This window comes from Arthrobacter sp. APC 3897 (assembly GCF_030407495.1).
In the GTDB taxonomy this organism is placed as follows: Bacteria; Actinomycetota; Actinomycetes; order Actinomycetales; family Micrococcaceae; genus Arthrobacter_B.
The window spans coordinates 32,154-45,891 of record NZ_JASDDG010000002.1 but is presented as its reverse complement, the minus strand read 5'-3'; the positions used below and the strand labels follow the sequence as shown (position 1 = coordinate 45,891).

Genomic DNA, 13,738 nt, shown 5'->3' with positions numbered 1-13,738 from the left:
GTCTAGACACACCCCGGCACCGCTGCGGAGGGATAGGCTGGGAGCAGTAATCAGCAGCCAAGAGGAGAAAACCCTGTGAGTGCACTTCTGACCTCCCTCGTTTCCAGCGCCGGCCTGATCGGCGGCTATAAGACTGCCCGGGATACCGGAAACCGCCAGCTCGGCGGGGCGGTTTTGGCTGCAGCGGGCACTGCGGCCTTCATGATGTGGAAGCGCGACGCCGGCACCGGCACGGCCGCTGCCCTGACCGCCGGCTATGTGGCAGCTTTCGGACTGTCCCACCCGCTGGCAAAGAAACTCGGTGCCTGGCCCTCCGTCTACACGGTCACCGCTGCCACGGCGGCTGCTTCGCTGGTTTTCGGGCGCCGCCGCTAGCTCGGCAGAGACAGGAGGCAGACATGACAGAATCCCGTGGACGTATGCTCTTGAAGGCCGCCGGGCAGGGCGCTGCCGCAGGTTTGGCCGGCGTTGCCGTGATGACGGCGGGCGAGAAACTCGAACAGGCAATCACCAACCGCCCCAACTCCTATGTCCCCGCCCGGACTCTGCTGAGTCTCTTGGGCAGGCACCCTGCTCCGGATGCGCAGCCGCCGGTCTGGAACCATGCCATGCACTGGGGAACGGGTGCGGTGCTTGGTGCGCTGCGGGGTCTCTGGTCCGTGACCGGTATCCGCGGGGCCGAGGCCAATACCGGGTTCACCATGGTGCGGCTGGCAACGGACCAAACCCTGGAGAACGCCACCGGCGTCGGCGCTCCGCCGGCCACCTGGCCGCCGAAGGAAAGGGCGGTCGACGTCCTGCATAAAGTCGTCTACGCATGGGTCACCGGAACGGTGTCAGACGCGTGGATTGCGCCTAGCCTGGAATCGCGGCAGGGAACCACCAGCCACTGAGCGCCGAACCCGTGCAGGGCCCCGCCCCGGGAATCATCTGCGGGTCCGTGTCGTTATTATGTGTGGACGCCGGCGACGGCGGACCTGTGGGTTGGCAACTGAATACGGGGATGATCGGTTTCGACGATGTCTGTTGAGTCAGGGGAAGCGGGCCGAGAACGCAGAGTTATCTCGTTAACGTTCTCTGCAAAAAAATAAGTGCCAAACCTATGCGCACTGACTTCGCTCTCGCTGCCTAACCAGCCGGAGTAGTCCGTCAGCCCGGAGTCGCTCTCGCTCCGGATCCTGGCGTCGTTTAGAGGGCCACTGCTGAACACCTTCGCCGTCTGGGTGTTCGGGACTTTTGGACGGCTGGGCCCGGATCAGCCACTCGCTTGCAAGATGGCTGGGGCCAAGAAAATCCGACGCATGCTGCGCCCGGAGAAGCCCTGGCAATACAACATCGGACGGGGGTTCGATTCCCCCCATCTCCACAAAGCCAACATGAGAGGCCTGCCCCGCGGGGCGGGCCTCTTGTGTTCGGTCTCCTGTTTCAGATGCTGCTCGGCAGGACGGGAGTTCCCTGGTGGAAGCGGAGGCGCGGCTGGCCTGAGGAGGTGTCCCATACGGAGGTGTGCCGGCTGTGCCGGTACCGGGAATTCGGCGTGGCCCGGACGCGGATCCGGTAGGTCACCAGGACCAGGTGCGCGGCCAGGGCCGTGAAGTCCCATTCATCAGTCTCCGGGGCAGGCTGCCGATCCCGGGCGCTGAAGGACTCAATCATGTCCTCCCGTGTCCACCGCTGTCCCGAACGTCCGATTTCCAGGAACTCAGGGTGCAGCAACTGCCGCAGGCGTGTTGCATTTGACCGCGTGGACGGCGCCAGAAGCTCCAGCTCCGCGGTCCTGATCCGTCCGCACATCCCCATGGGTTCAGTGTGCCGCATCAGGGTGCCGATGGTCCTTATTGCCGTGGGTTCTTTTCCTACCCGGGGCGCCTCCCTACGCTGGAACATGGACCGGGGGTTTCCTTCAAGAGATCAAGGACCTTCTATGGCACAGCCAGGCAGCAGCGCGAATCCCCTGCGAATGGGTGTTTTCTCCATTTCGCCCGCGTTGGCGGCAGGGGAAAAGAAGGGATTTTTCGCCGCCAACGACGTGCAGGTATCCCTGGAACAGGTGGAGTCCTCCGAGCAGCAGTTCAGAGATTTCGACGCCGGGGCCTACGACGTCCTGCAGGCGTCCTTCGACACCGTGCTGAACTACCGGTGCAACGCCTCCAATGACCTGGGACGCACACTCAACGTCCTTGCTGATTTCGCCCTGGACCTGGGGATGGGCCTGAGCGTCATGAGTCCGCCGGAAATTACGTCCCTGGAAGCGGTGCGCGGAGGCGAGGTGGCGGTGGACGCAGCCAACAGCGGTTACGCGTATGTTCTCTACTCCATCCTCGACAAAGCAGGGCTCCGCCGCGGCGTCGACTACACCGTGGTGAGCCAGGGCAATGTCGCCGAACGCTATCGAAAGATGACAGACGGCTACGCCGCCGCCACCCTTCTGAGCGACGGTCTTGAAGCGCTGGCAGGGCAACAGGGCATGAATCATTTGGCCGACGAGTCAGTGCTCAACATGCCCTACATCGGGAGTGTGGCTGCCTGGAACGGGCAGTGGTACGCCGAAAACCGGAATACTGCGCGCCGCTTCCGGGAGGCGTATGAGGCTGCGCTGGCCTGGGTGCTGGAGCCAGCCAACCGGGAAGAGGCAGCTGACCTCATTGCCGATGCCCGTGACCTGCACGCGCCGGATGCACAGCGGGTGCTTGAGGCGGAACTCGGTCCGTGGGGTCTAGCCCGCGACACGGACATCACAGATGAGCCCGCCCGCGCCGTCATTGGTCTGCGGAAGCAGTACAACGGATTCGACGCCGACCCGGCCGTGAACCCTTACGGGGACCTGTCCGAGTTCTTCGTGAACAGCGGACCACACTTCACGGAAAGCCTCTAGCTCTCGCATCAGGAAGACGTTTCCGGCAAAGGAGAAGGCAGATGTCCGCAGCAAAAGATGACCGCCCAGCTGTCCCGACCGAAAATGAGGCCGACGTCCAGGAGCAGCAAACGCCTGCCGTTCCCGATGCGCAGGAGGATGCCGGAGTCAAAGACCCGGTGCAGGCGCACGGGGATCCGCTGCGTGCTGATGGTTCGGAAGCGGACCGCTTGGAACAGAGTGCGGAAAGCGGAGATGCCGACGAGGATGAGTATCCCCGCGGGAATGGCCGGTAGCCGGTTAGGGTTAGGCGGCCCGGTTTGCAGCGGCGGGTGCCGGTGACGAACCGTGGTGTTTCACACCGAGGCTTTGCCGGGTGTGTGCCTCCAGATCAGCGACAGCCCGGTCCGGCAGATCGATGATCCCGCGCAGCGAACCCCGCAGGCTTCGATAAGCGGCGTCCACCTCAGACGGCGTCGCTGCTCCGTCAAGGATGATGTTCAGTGCCTGCCGGGCGCCGGCGAGCTTACTGCGTTCGGCGGGATTGAGCTTGGACTGCCCGCAGCGGCGGGCGTGTTTTTCGGCTGTCAGGAAGGCGACCTCAAACCTGTTGACCGCGCGGAACAGCTTGGACGTTTCGGCCGGACCGCGGTCCAGATCCAGTGCCTCGGCTTCGGCGGCACGGATGCCCTGCATGGCAACAATGACATCCCGGACCACCGGGTCCGTGTAGTCCGTCATGACGGGATAGTCGATCATCAGGGCAACGTCAGTCTCGTAACGGGACCACCGCACCAGCAACTCGTCCCTTCTCAGGTACAGCCGCCGCCAGGACTCGGCCTGCGCAGCGGCATCGCTGCGCCGGCTCTGCGCCGCCCGGGCGCGGCGCCTCGAGGAACGCACGCCCACCGTCAGCAGCACCAGAGCTCCGATAAAAAGCGACGGCGCCATGAAGGCGGCAATAAAGGACCACACGGAGGGAACGCTGTCGTCACCGAACACCGCAGCCTGGACAAGCTGAAGTGCACCGTAACCCACCACGGTCACCAAGCCTGCAGCAACGGCCGTAAAAATGAGTGCTGCCACCGCGACTTTCTTTGCCACTCTCTTCAGCATGGCGTCAGCTTACCGAAAGCGCTGCCGGGATTTACAGGGGGTGCGGCCTGCATCACGAACGTGCGGAAACGGCGGATACCAGGGCTGCGGACCGGGCTACCGGGAATGGTGGGACGGCTGCAGTCCGTAGACCGGGGTGGGCAGCTCCTCCATCCGGGCCTTGAGCTGCAGTGCCAGGAACAGTGAGTAGTGCCGGCTCTGATGCAGGTTCCCGCCGTGAATCCACAGATTCTCCACATTGGTGGGTTTCCACATATTGCGCAGCTCCCCTTCCCAGGGCCCGGGATCCTTGGTGGTCCCGGAACCGAAGCCCCAGCATTTGCCCACCTGATCGGCTGTCTGCGGGGAGATCAGGTCCGCCAGCCAGTTGTTCATGGATCCGTATCCGGTGGCGTAAATGACGATGTCCGCGTCCAGTTCGGTGCCGTCGTCGAGCACCGCTCCGTTGCCCGTGAACTTGGTGACCTGCCCCTGCTTCAGCTTCACCCGCCCATCGATGATCAGCTGGGAAGCACCTACGTCAATGTAGTAGCCGGAACCGCGCCGCAGGTATTTCAGGAACAATCCGGACCCGTCTTCGCCGAAGTCGAGATTAAACCCGGCGGCGCGCAGCTGGTCATAGAACCCGGCGTCGTGCTCGGCTATCTGCTCATAGATGGGGATCTGTGCCTCCGGCAGGATCCGGTAGGGGAGGGACGCGAAGAGCATGTCAGCTTTTTCCGTGGTGGTTCCGGCTTCCACGGCGCGCTCCGAGTAGAGGTCGCCGAGGGCATACTCCATCAACGATTCGCTGCGGACAATGTGGGTGGAGGAGCGCTGCAGCATCGTGACGTCCGCACCGTGCTCCCAAAGGTCCGCGGCAATGTCATGGGCCGAGTTGTTCGAGCCGATGACCAGTGCCTTCTTGCCGGTCTGGTCTCCGCCGCCCGGGTACTGCGAGGAGTGGTACTGCTCGCCGAGGAATGCGCCGGAGCCTTCGAACTCCGGAACGTTGGGATATCCGGAGACTCCCAAGGCGAACACCAGCTGCTGCGGTTGCAGCGTGACGTCCTTGCCCCCGCGCCGGACCTTTAGCTCCCAAGTGCCCGCGCCGTCGTCGTACTGCGCACCGAGACATTCCGTGTCGGACCAGTAATCCAGCTCCATCAGGGCGGTGTAATGCTCCAGCCAGTCGCCAATCTTGTCCTTGGGCGCGAAGACCGGCCAGTCGTCCGGGAACTTGAGGTAGGGGAGATGGTCATACCAGACCGGGTCATGCAGGGCCAGGGACTTGTAGCGCTTGCGCCAGGAGTCACCGGCCCGTTTGTTCCGTTCGATCACAATGGTGGGAACGTTGAGCCGGCGAAGCCGTGCGGCGAGCCCAATTCCGCCCTGGCCGCCGCCCACGATGACACAGTACGGCTGCTCCTCATAGCCCAGCCGTGCCTGATGCTCCTGCCTTTCCTCGAGCCAGGATTTCCGGCCGCGTTCAATGGTGTGCTCCACTCCCTTGCGCCGGGTGGTTCCCTTTTGTTCTTCATGCCCCTTGAGTTCCTGCATGGTGGTCAGCAGGGTCCAGGCTTTGCCGTTGCGCAGCCGCAGGTGGCCCCAGCCGCGGGAGGCAGCGGTCTCGAACGTGATCCAGGCTTCGGTGGTTCCGGCGTCACCGGCGGCAGGCTCCGCCAGAGTCCAGGCGGAGGGCTGCACGTCCTCGAGGACGGAATCGAGCATGTTGGCGATCTGCTGCCTGCCCTCCAGTGTCTTGAGGTTCCAGGTAAAGGAGACGAAATCCCGCCACAGTCCGTCCTCCTCGAACAAGCCGGCCGCCGCTGCGGAGTTCCGGTCTGCGAGTGCGGTGTCGAGGTTGCCCAGCCAGCTGCGAACCGATTCGTCCAGCCGGGCCTGTGAACTGTCAGCCATCTCCACTCCTTTGTGGCGGGTTTGGGGAACACCAAATCCTGAGTCGCGAAGCTTCAGTAAACACTTCGGAACCACGGAGCGGTAGAGAGGGATGCGGCAACCGGGATGCCCTGTTGCTGAGCCGAGCGGCAGGTCTAAGCTACTGAGCCATGGAAAACGAACTTGTGGCGCTGGAAACCGAGGGGTGGCACGCCCTCTGCGCGGGGCCCGCGGAAGCCACCGCGTTCTATTCAAAGGTTCTGGCGCGGGAGCCGGTAATCATGTTGACCGGCGGCCTGCGGATCACCAGCCGGGACCAGATCATCGAATCGATGGGAGGCCCGCCGTGGTCTGCCTTCGAGATCATCGATCCGAAGGAATCCCTTCTGGGCTCCGACGCCGGATTCCTCACCTACAAGGTGCGCGCAGACCGCGAAAGAACCCCGTACACGGCCCTGCTCAGCAGCGTGTATGTCAGGGAAGGCGGGGAATGGAAACTAGCCCTGCACCAGCACACACCCTACTGATGCACGGGCTGCCTGTGGGATCCCGCACCCGATTCGCCGTCGGCGTCATGCTCCCCGGATACTGGGAAGCATGACTTCAACGCACGCTGATGCCCTCCCGCTGCGCGGGCCGGGGGCGGTAACGGTCTCCATCACCCGGCGGGTCGATCCCCTCCGTGTGCCCGAGGCCACCCACTGGGTCCAGGAAGGCGTCAACCTCGCCAACAGCTGGCCCGGTTTCCTGGGCTCGGGCTGGGTCCGCACCTCCGCCGAGTCCGATGAATGGCACATGCTCTACCGCTTCGCCGACGAGGAGGCGCTGGACGCCTGGGAGCATTCCGAACCCCGCCTCGCCTGGCTGGAACGGGGCCGTGACATGGTGGAGGACCGCCACGTCCTGCGCCGTACCGGGATCGAGGGCTGGTTTGACGCACCGTCCGTTTCCACGGATCTCGAGACACCGGTCAAGCCGCCTCGCTGGAAGCAGGCCATTGCCATTTGGCTGGGCTTCTTCCCCGTGAACCTGGCGTTCACGGCCCTGGTGGGCCTGCTGCTGCCCGAGTGGTGGGATTCGCTGCTGATGCCGCTGCGCGTGTTCATTACCACCGCTATCCTGACGCCGATCATGGCGTACTGGGTGCTGCCCTGGGTTACCGGGCTGCTTCAGCCCTGGCTCCAACGCCGGAAAACGCCGTAGCGGATCGGCTGCGCGGGAAATCGCGTGCGTCCTACCGGACCTGCCCGCCCCGGTAATGGCCCGGCCATTCCTCGGCGGGAATCCGGGTAATTTCCCGGACCTCGCCGATAGTGCCCCACTCGTTCAAACCCAGCCGGGAGAGCGGCCGCAGCTTGTCGATGCGCGGGTGGGAATCGCTGTCGAGCATGTCCGTTTGGACAGCCGCCAGGGTCACTTCGCCGTACACCACAAAACAGTCGCCCACCGGATGGATTTCATGCAGCCGGCATTCGAGGACAGCCGGGGAGCCGGCAACGCGGGGAGGGCGGACCGTGGCGCTGGGCTCACGGGCAATGCCTGCGGCGTCGAACTCGCTGACACCCGGGGTGAAACCGGTGCCGGTGGCGTTGACCGCCTCAAAGAGGTTCTCCGGGGCGAGGCTGATGACAAACTCGCCCGTCTCGCGGATGTTGCGCAGCGAATCCTTCTCACCCACCGAGGTGAAGGACACCACCGGCGGGTTGACCGACGCGACGGTGAAGAAGGAATGCGGCGCCAGGTTGTCCACGCCGCCGGCCGAGACCGTGGAAACCCAGGCGATGGGGCGCGGCACCACCACGGAGGTGAGCAGCCGGTAGAAACTGCGGCCGCCCAGGGCGGCCGGATCAAAGTCCGTTCTCATACGCGTGAGCTTAGCTGGAGCTGGAACGGCCGCGCATGAACTCCAGCACCGGCGCCGCCAGGGACGCACCAATCTGGTCCTGCGGCCGCTTGTTCCCTCGCACTTCAAACATGTGGTTTGCGCCGTCAACGCGTTCGACGGCGGCGCCGGGCCCGATCCGTTCCGCCACCGGTTCCAGCTCGCCCGGCAGGGCAAACGGATCCCGGGTGCCCTGCAGGAACAGCATGGGCAGGGTCAGGCCGTACAGATGCTCGTCGCGCAGCTTTTCCGGTTTGCCCGGGGGATGCAGCGGGTAGCCCAGGAATACCAGTCCAGCTGCGGGCATCCCCTCGGCCACAGCCATCGACGCCATCCGGCCGCCAAAGGACTTTCCACACGCCCACACCGGTAAGCCGCCGGCACGGACCTCAGCCGCGTCCATCACCGCGCGCCAGGTCCCGATGGCGGCGGGAGGCCGGTCCGGGAACTTCTTCCCCGCCTCCCGGTATGGAAAGTTGAACCGCAACGTGGCCACGCCGCCGTTGTTCATGGCATCGGTAAACCCGGTGAGGAACGGGTGCTCCATGCCGGCGCCGGCGCCGTGCGCCACCACCAGGAATGCCCAGGGATCTTCGGGGCGTGCGTAGACGGCGCTGACTTCTGCCTCACCGGCCGCCACGGTGAGATGTTCGGACTGGACTGGCATGGCTTCCAATTTACGGGACCAGGCCGCGCCTCTCGCCCTTCAGCGGCAGACCGGCTTCTTCCTTCACGGTTTTCATCACGATGGTGCTGGTGAGCTTCTCGATTCCCGGCAGGCCCACGAGCACCTCGTCGTAGAACTTCTGGTAGCCGGGGAGATCCGCAGCAACAACCTTGAGCAGAAAATCCGGATCACCGAAGAGCCGGTCCGCCTTCACAATCTGCCCGTGGCGGCCCACTGCCTCCTCGAATGCCAGCATCTGCGCGCGGTCGCGCAGGGTCACAAACACCAGGGCCTGGAAACTCAGGCCGACGGCCGCCGGGTCAACTACGGCACGATAACCCGACACCACTCCCTTGCGTTCAAGCTCCTTGATGCGGCGGTGGCACGGGGCAACCGTCAGCCCCACCTCGGCAGCGAGCGCCGTGGCACTCATCCGCCCGTCTTGTTGAAGCAGGCGCAAAATTTCATGGTCAATAGCGTCAATCACGCAAGAATCGTATCGTTGGGGCCTGTGCGAGGGCCTAACCGGGTCAGCACTTCCTGCCATGGAATCCCTAGGGTTGAGGGATGGAATTTCAGCAATTCGCAGGCTTCGCGATCGTCTCCGTCACCCTGGCCATGACTCCGGGGGCCGACTGGGCCTATTGCATCTCCTCCGGCCTGCGCGCCCAAAGAATTGCACCGGCCGTGGCCGGGCTGTCCGCCGGCTATCTTTTCCACACCGCACTGATCGTCGCAGGTCTCGCAGCGCTGATCGCCGCCACTCCGCAACTTCTGGCCGGCCTGACACTGCTCGGGGCGGCTTACCTGCTCTGGCTGGGGATTTCCACGCTGCGTACTTGGCGTTCGGCGGGATTTACGACGACGGCGGCTCCCGGCGCCCCAGGTGTGCCCGGAGATTCAAGTGCTTCCCGAGATTCAAGTATGCCCGGCGATGCAGCCCGGCAGCCGGCCGCGCCCAGCACCCTGGCTACGCTGTCCCGGCCGCTTCGGGTCCGCTCCGAGCCAGCTCACCCTGTTCCTGCCCGGAGCGAAGCGCGGCGGGACTTCTTTAAGGGACTGGGCACCAGCGGCACCAACCCCAAGGCGCTGCTGCTTTATCTGGCGCTCATTCCGCAGTTTGTCGACGCCGATGCAGGCATGGCCGTACCGCTGCAGACCCTCATCCTGGGGTTGTCCCACTTTGGTGTCTCAGTGCTGGTCTACACCTCTGTGGCTCTCGCTGCCCGGCGGCTGCTGCGCTCACGCCCGGCCGGTGCCCGCGCCGTCACTGCGGCCAGCGGCGTCCTGATGGTCTGCCTGTCACTGGTGCTGCTCGCCGAGCAGGGCGCTTCGCTGATCAGTTAGCTCACCGGACCTGCGTGCGGGTGGGGTGCTGCCTGACCTTCGCCGGTTCCGCTGCTACCAGCCCAGCCAGTCCAGCGCCTCCCGGGCGATCTGCGGCGGAACGGCGTGGCCGCCGTCGAACTCCCGGTAGGTGACCGGGTACCCGTCGCTCTCCAGCGCCGGCACAATTTTGCGGGCGGTCACATGGATGGGCAGGATGTCGTCGCCGATGCCGTGGGAGACGAAGAACCGCGGACCCCCGCGGCTCGGCCCGCCGGGGATGAAACCCGGAGAAAAGGCCAGGACACGGGAAAATAAATCTCCGTTGGCCAGCCCGAGGCCCAGAGCATAGGAGGCGCCGTCGGAAAAACCGGCAACACCGATCCGCCGGGGATCGATGCGCACCCTGGCGAACGTGTCCTCCAATGCACTGTTGATCCGGCGCACGTCGTCGCCGTACCTTCCCCGCACCGCATCCCAGGTGCTGGACCGGGAAATCGGTGCCAGCAGCACGACGCCGAGTTCATCGGCCAGCACCGCCAGCTGCGACATCCCCCTGGCCGCATCCGACCCGGCACCGTGCAGGATGACCAGCAGCGGCAGGGGATCCTCCGTCGGCCCCGGCGAACCGGAAGGAACCGCCGGAAGCCGGAGCAGTGCGTCGCCGCCGCCTACCGTGTGCAGGTCCGGTTGTCCGGCGTTCCCAGTGCCGACGGACCGGCCGGGGACCGAGAGTTCCGGAGCTGTTCCCGGGCGGGCAGGCAGGCGGGTTGCCAGGGGTCCGCCGTCAGTGGGACGCACGGGGCGGCATCCCGGAATGAAGGCGCCGGCAGCCAGCAGGATCAGTGCCGGGACTAATGAGAGCGCAGACATCCGGGTTCCCTCTCCTTGTGGCTTGGGTTCGAGTTAACCGCTGCATCCGTGCGGTGTAAAGAACGGAAACTGCTGTACCTGAGAACAAACTTGCAGTCCCGGCAAACTTGCAGGAACTGCACATAGGCTGGACGGCATGACACCACACGTACTCAGCGCACAGGACCTGACCAAGTCGTACGGGCAGGGGGAGAACCGCTTTGACGCCCTCAAAGGGGTCAGCCTTGCTGTTGGGGCCGGCGAATCCCTGGCCATTGTCGGCAAGTCCGGCTCGGGCAAGTCCACGCTCATGCATTTGCTCGCCCTGCTGGACACCCCCGATGCAGGCACCATCTCGGTTAAAGGACAGGACGCCCGCTCGCTGGGCAGGAACGAGCTGAACGAACTGCGCAACCGGGACTTCGGGTTCGTGTTCCAGCAGTTCTTCCTCACCCCCAACTCCTCCGTGCTGGACAACGTCGTGCTGCCGCTGATGATTGCCGGGGTGAAGCCTGCCGAACGCAGAAAGCGCGGCATGGAAGCCCTGGAGCGCCTGGAAATGGCGGACAAGGCCAGGAACAAGGCCACGGATTTGTCCGGCGGACAAAAGCAGCGCGTGGTCATCGCCCGGGCCCTGGTGAACAACCCCTCGGTCATCTTTGCCGACGAGCCCACCGGCAACCTGGACACGGCCACCGGCGCCGTCGTGGAAGACATCCTCTTTGACCTGAACCGGGAGCAGGGCATCACCCTGATCACGGTCACCCACGACACCGACCTTGCCGCACGCTGCAGCCGCCAGTTCTACATCAGGGACGGCCGGGAAGTGTCCGCCGATGAACTCACTTCAACCACCATCACCACAGGGGCCTCCGCATGACCTTCGGCGACATTCTCCGTTCTGCCATCTCCAACACCTTCCGCAGCAAGGTCCGCACCGCGCTGACCGTCGTCGCCATCTTCATCGGCGCGTTCACGCTGACCCTCACCAGCGCAATCGGCGCTGGCGTCTCGGACTATATCGACAAGCAGATTGGGGCCATTGGCGGCGATGACCTGCTCACTGTTTCACCCGCTGCGGAAGCCGGAGCGTCCGACGACGGACCCCGGGAATACGATCCCGACGGCGCCGCCACCCAGGGCAACTTCACGCTGCTCTCCGACGCGGACATCGAGGCCATCCGCGCCACTGACGGCATCGACAAGGTGGAACCGGCCGCCATGCTGGCACCGGATTACATCCAATACGACGGCGGGACCCGGTTTGAGCTGAGCGTCAACCCGATGATCGGGCTGGCAGACGCGGACCTGGCCGCCGGGCGGCAGCTCGAAGACGGCAGCGGATCGCCTGAGCTGCTGCTTCCGTCCTCGTACCTGGAACCGATGGGCTTCACCGACGCCGAGGCAGCACTGGAAAAGACCGTCTCCATCGCCGTGACGGATTACGCCGGAACCCGGCACACCGTGGATGCCGTGGTGGCCGGCGTGCAGAATGACTCGTTGTTCGGCGACGGCGTCGGTTTCAACGAAGATCTGCGCACCGAAATGGATGCCCTGCAGAAGACCGGCATGCCGGCCGGTGTTCCCAGCGGCTACATTACCTCCGTGGCCTACCTGTCCACCGACATCAGCGCGGAGGAGCTGGACGGCATCAAGTCAGACCTCGCCGACCAGGGCTTTACCGGTCTGACCGTGGCGGACCAGATTGGCGCCATCCAGACCGTCATCAACGGCATCATCGGTGTCCTGAACGCCTTCGCCGTCATTGCCCTGATTGCCGCCGGCTTCGGCATCGTCAACACCCTGCTGATGAGCGTGCAGGAACGCACCCGGGAGATCGGCCTGATGAAGGCCATGGGCATGGGCGGCGGCAAGATCTTCGCCCTGTTCAGCTTCGAAGCGATCTTCATTGGCTTCCTCGGTTCCGCTCTTGGGGCTGGTGTCGCGATGGGGCTCGGCACGGCCATCAGCTCCGTCCTGTCCAACACCGTACTGTCGGCCCTGCCCGGGCTGAATATCATGCTGTTTACGCCGGCCGCCGTGGCCACCATTATTGGCGTTGTCATGTTGATTGCTTTCCTGGCCGGCACGCTGCCGGCCCGGCGGGCAGCCCGGCAGAACCCCATCGACGCCCTGCGGTACGAGTAGCGGCGGACATGGAAGGCCGGATGGGGGAGGAAGGCACAGTGATGGATTCCGCTGCTCAAGCATCCGGCGGACTGCGTGCCCGCAAGCGCGCGGCTGCCCGGTCCGAGATCGAACGAACGGCCGTGGCGATGGTCCTGGAACGGGGTTATGACAACGTCACGGTGGACATGATCTGCGCAGCATGCATGGTGTCCCAGCGGACGTTCTTCAACTATTTCGGTTCGAAGGAGGGTGTGTTCCTGGGCCTGCCGCCGGCCGAAATGCGGGATGCCGTTGCCCGGAAGTTCCTGCCGGACCACGGCACCCCGGTGGTCCTGAGCCTTGCTGCGGCCGTGGTTTCCGCCCTGGTGGCCGGCCAGCCCGATCCGGAGCTGGCCGGCCGCAGAATGAAGGCCATCATGGCCTCGCCCGAACTCTTTTCGAAGCAGAACGAATGGATGGCGGACCATGAGAAACAGCTGACGGACCTAGTGGTGGAACGTTACACCGCTGCGGGTCTCCGCCGGTCCGAACCGGATCTGGGCGCGGAGGCCGGCATGGTGGTGGGACTGGCGCTGGGGGTGGTCCGGGTGGTGCTGCAGCAGAACCATCTGGAGCACGACGACGTGTGGCCGGACGCCGGAATCATGCGGCGCGCGGGGGTACTTCTGGGCCGGATCTTTAGCTCCTAGCGCGGGTTGGTGCCGTCCGGGCGGTACCCGTCATCGCCGTCGGCCGCGTCCGGAAGGGAACCGAAGCTCCTCCTGACGCCGGTGCCCCTGCCCAGCTCTTCGGGGTTGGGGCGGGACGTAAGGATCAGCAGCAGAAAAATCAGCAGGGACACGATGAATGTTGCGCAGGCAGCGGCGAGTCCCAGCTCCCACCGGAATTCCCGTTCCGTTCCGCCGGTGGAAAAGACAGCCACCGCCACGCCGGCCACGGCGGCCAGCACCGCAGCGAAAATCACCGGAACATTGCCGTAGCCGGCAGGTTGTCCCTGCGTTCCGGGGCTTGAAGACGGGCCGTCAACCATGAT

General features: G+C 64.8%; 18 protein-coding genes and 1 other RNA gene. 11 read left to right on the top strand and 8 right to left on the bottom strand.

Annotation, left to right across the window (positions count from 1 at the left end; genetic code table 11):
* The first annotated feature begins 75 nt into the window (after window positions 1-75).
* The 3 genes from QMA10_RS01305 (at window position 76) to ssrA (ending at window position 1,369) form a co-directional block, all read left to right on the top strand.
* Complete coding sequence (locus tag QMA10_RS01305) at window positions 76-375, top strand: hypothetical protein (protein ID WP_290165411.1); 300 nt, start codon at window positions 76-78, stop codon at window positions 373-375.
* Between the two features lie 23 nt (window positions 376-398).
* The gene (locus QMA10_RS01300) at window positions 399-893 is read left to right on the top strand and encodes a hypothetical protein (protein ID WP_290165409.1); all 495 of its coding nucleotides are present in this window, start codon (window positions 399-401) and stop codon (window positions 891-893) included.
* A 106-nt stretch (window positions 894-999) separates the two neighbouring features.
* Window positions 1,000-1,369: a transfer-messenger RNA gene (gene ssrA / locus QMA10_RS01295) on the top strand.
* Between the two features lie 56 nt (window positions 1,370-1,425).
* Here the strand turns inward: ssrA and QMA10_RS01290 are convergent.
* Window positions 1,426-1,887, bottom strand: coding sequence for a nuclear transport factor 2 family protein (locus QMA10_RS01290; protein ID WP_290165407.1), 462 nt, complete (start codon window positions 1,885-1,887; stop codon window positions 1,426-1,428).
* A gap of 37 nt (window positions 1,888-1,924) precedes the next feature.
* Between QMA10_RS01290 and QMA10_RS01285 the strand changes: the two genes are divergently transcribed.
* Window positions 1,925-2,875: an ABC transporter substrate-binding protein gene (locus QMA10_RS01285; protein WP_290165406.1), complete on the top strand. Its 951-nt coding sequence runs from the start codon at window positions 1,925-1,927 to the stop codon at window positions 2,873-2,875.
* 41 nt (window positions 2,876-2,916) lie between these two features.
* Entirely contained in the window at window positions 2,917-3,150 is a 234-nt protein-coding gene (locus QMA10_RS01280) for a hypothetical protein (RefSeq protein WP_290165404.1), read from the top strand.
* Between the two features lie 10 nt (window positions 3,151-3,160).
* Here the strand turns inward: QMA10_RS01280 and QMA10_RS01275 are convergent, their stop codons facing one another.
* Both QMA10_RS01275 and QMA10_RS01270 read right to left on the bottom strand, forming a co-directional pair.
* A complete protein-coding gene (locus QMA10_RS01275) occupies window positions 3,161-3,958 on the bottom strand; it encodes a hypothetical protein (RefSeq protein WP_290165402.1) in 798 nt (265 codons plus the stop codon).
* A gap of 108 nt (window positions 3,959-4,066) precedes the next feature.
* Window positions 4,067-5,869 carry an NAD(P)/FAD-dependent oxidoreductase gene (locus tag QMA10_RS01270; protein WP_290165400.1) on the bottom strand — a complete coding sequence of 601 codons (1,803 nt, stop codon included), beginning with the start codon at window positions 5,867-5,869 and terminating at the stop codon, window positions 4,067-4,069.
* A 149-nt stretch (window positions 5,870-6,018) separates the two neighbouring features.
* Here QMA10_RS01270 and QMA10_RS01265 point away from each other — a divergent pair, with 149 nt between their 5' ends.
* Window positions 6,019-6,375 carry a nuclear transport factor 2 family protein gene (locus QMA10_RS01265; RefSeq protein ID WP_290165398.1) on the top strand — a complete coding sequence of 119 codons (357 nt, stop codon included), beginning with the start codon at window positions 6,019-6,021 and terminating at the stop codon, window positions 6,373-6,375.
* A 70-nt stretch (window positions 6,376-6,445) separates the two neighbouring features.
* On the top strand, window positions 6,446-7,051 hold the full coding sequence (locus QMA10_RS01260) for an antibiotic biosynthesis monooxygenase (RefSeq protein ID WP_290165395.1): 606 nt from the start codon (window positions 6,446-6,448) through the stop codon (window positions 7,049-7,051).
* A gap of 31 nt (window positions 7,052-7,082) precedes the next feature.
* Here the strand turns inward: QMA10_RS01260 and QMA10_RS01255 are convergent, their stop codons facing one another.
* The 3 genes from QMA10_RS01255 to QMA10_RS01245 are packed head-to-tail and all read right to left on the bottom strand — an operon-like array spanning window position 7,083 to window position 8,884.
* Window positions 7,083-7,712, bottom strand: coding sequence for a flavin reductase family protein (locus QMA10_RS01255; RefSeq protein ID WP_290165393.1), 630 nt, complete (start codon window positions 7,710-7,712; stop codon window positions 7,083-7,085).
* Window positions 7,713-7,722: 10 nt separating this feature from the next.
* Complete coding sequence (locus tag QMA10_RS01250; protein ID WP_290165391.1) at window positions 7,723-8,397, bottom strand: alpha/beta family hydrolase; 675 nt, start codon at window positions 8,395-8,397, stop codon at window positions 7,723-7,725.
* 10 nt (window positions 8,398-8,407) lie between these two features.
* On the bottom strand, window positions 8,408-8,884 hold the full coding sequence (locus tag QMA10_RS01245) for an Lrp/AsnC family transcriptional regulator (RefSeq protein WP_290165389.1): 477 nt from the start codon (window positions 8,882-8,884) through the stop codon (window positions 8,408-8,410).
* An 80-nt stretch (window positions 8,885-8,964) separates the two neighbouring features.
* Between QMA10_RS01245 and QMA10_RS01240 the strand changes: the two genes are divergently transcribed.
* The gene (locus tag QMA10_RS01240; RefSeq protein WP_290165387.1) at window positions 8,965-9,744 is read left to right on the top strand and encodes a LysE family translocator; all 780 of its coding nucleotides are present in this window, start codon (window positions 8,965-8,967) and stop codon (window positions 9,742-9,744) included.
* 54 nt (window positions 9,745-9,798) lie between these two features.
* Here the strand turns inward: QMA10_RS01240 and QMA10_RS01235 are convergent, their stop codons facing one another.
* Window positions 9,799-10,596, bottom strand: coding sequence for a PHB depolymerase family esterase (locus QMA10_RS01235; protein WP_290165385.1), 798 nt, complete (start codon window positions 10,594-10,596; stop codon window positions 9,799-9,801).
* Between the two features lie 136 nt (window positions 10,597-10,732).
* Between QMA10_RS01235 and QMA10_RS01230 the strand changes: the two genes are divergently transcribed.
* The 3 genes from QMA10_RS01230 to QMA10_RS01220 are packed head-to-tail and all read left to right on the top strand — an operon-like array spanning window position 10,733 to window position 13,394.
* On the top strand, window positions 10,733-11,455 hold the full coding sequence (locus QMA10_RS01230) for an ABC transporter ATP-binding protein (protein ID WP_290165383.1): 723 nt from the start codon (window positions 10,733-10,735) through the stop codon (window positions 11,453-11,455).
* The gene (locus QMA10_RS01225; protein WP_290165381.1) at window positions 11,452-12,723 is read left to right on the top strand and encodes an ABC transporter permease; all 1,272 of its coding nucleotides are present in this window, start codon (window positions 11,452-11,454) and stop codon (window positions 12,721-12,723) included. Before QMA10_RS01230 ends, QMA10_RS01225 begins: the two co-directional genes overlap by 4 nt.
* A 41-nt stretch (window positions 12,724-12,764) precedes the next feature.
* Window positions 12,765-13,394, top strand: a complete 630-nt coding sequence (locus QMA10_RS01220; RefSeq protein ID WP_290165379.1) for a TetR/AcrR family transcriptional regulator — start codon at window positions 12,765-12,767, stop codon at window positions 13,392-13,394.
* Here QMA10_RS01220 and QMA10_RS01215 read toward each other — a convergent pair.
* On the bottom strand, window positions 13,391-13,735 hold the full coding sequence (locus QMA10_RS01215; protein WP_290165377.1) for a hypothetical protein: 345 nt from the start codon (window positions 13,733-13,735) through the stop codon (window positions 13,391-13,393). The genes QMA10_RS01220 and QMA10_RS01215 overlap by 4 nt on opposite strands.
* Window positions 13,736-13,738: the final 3 nt, after the last annotated feature.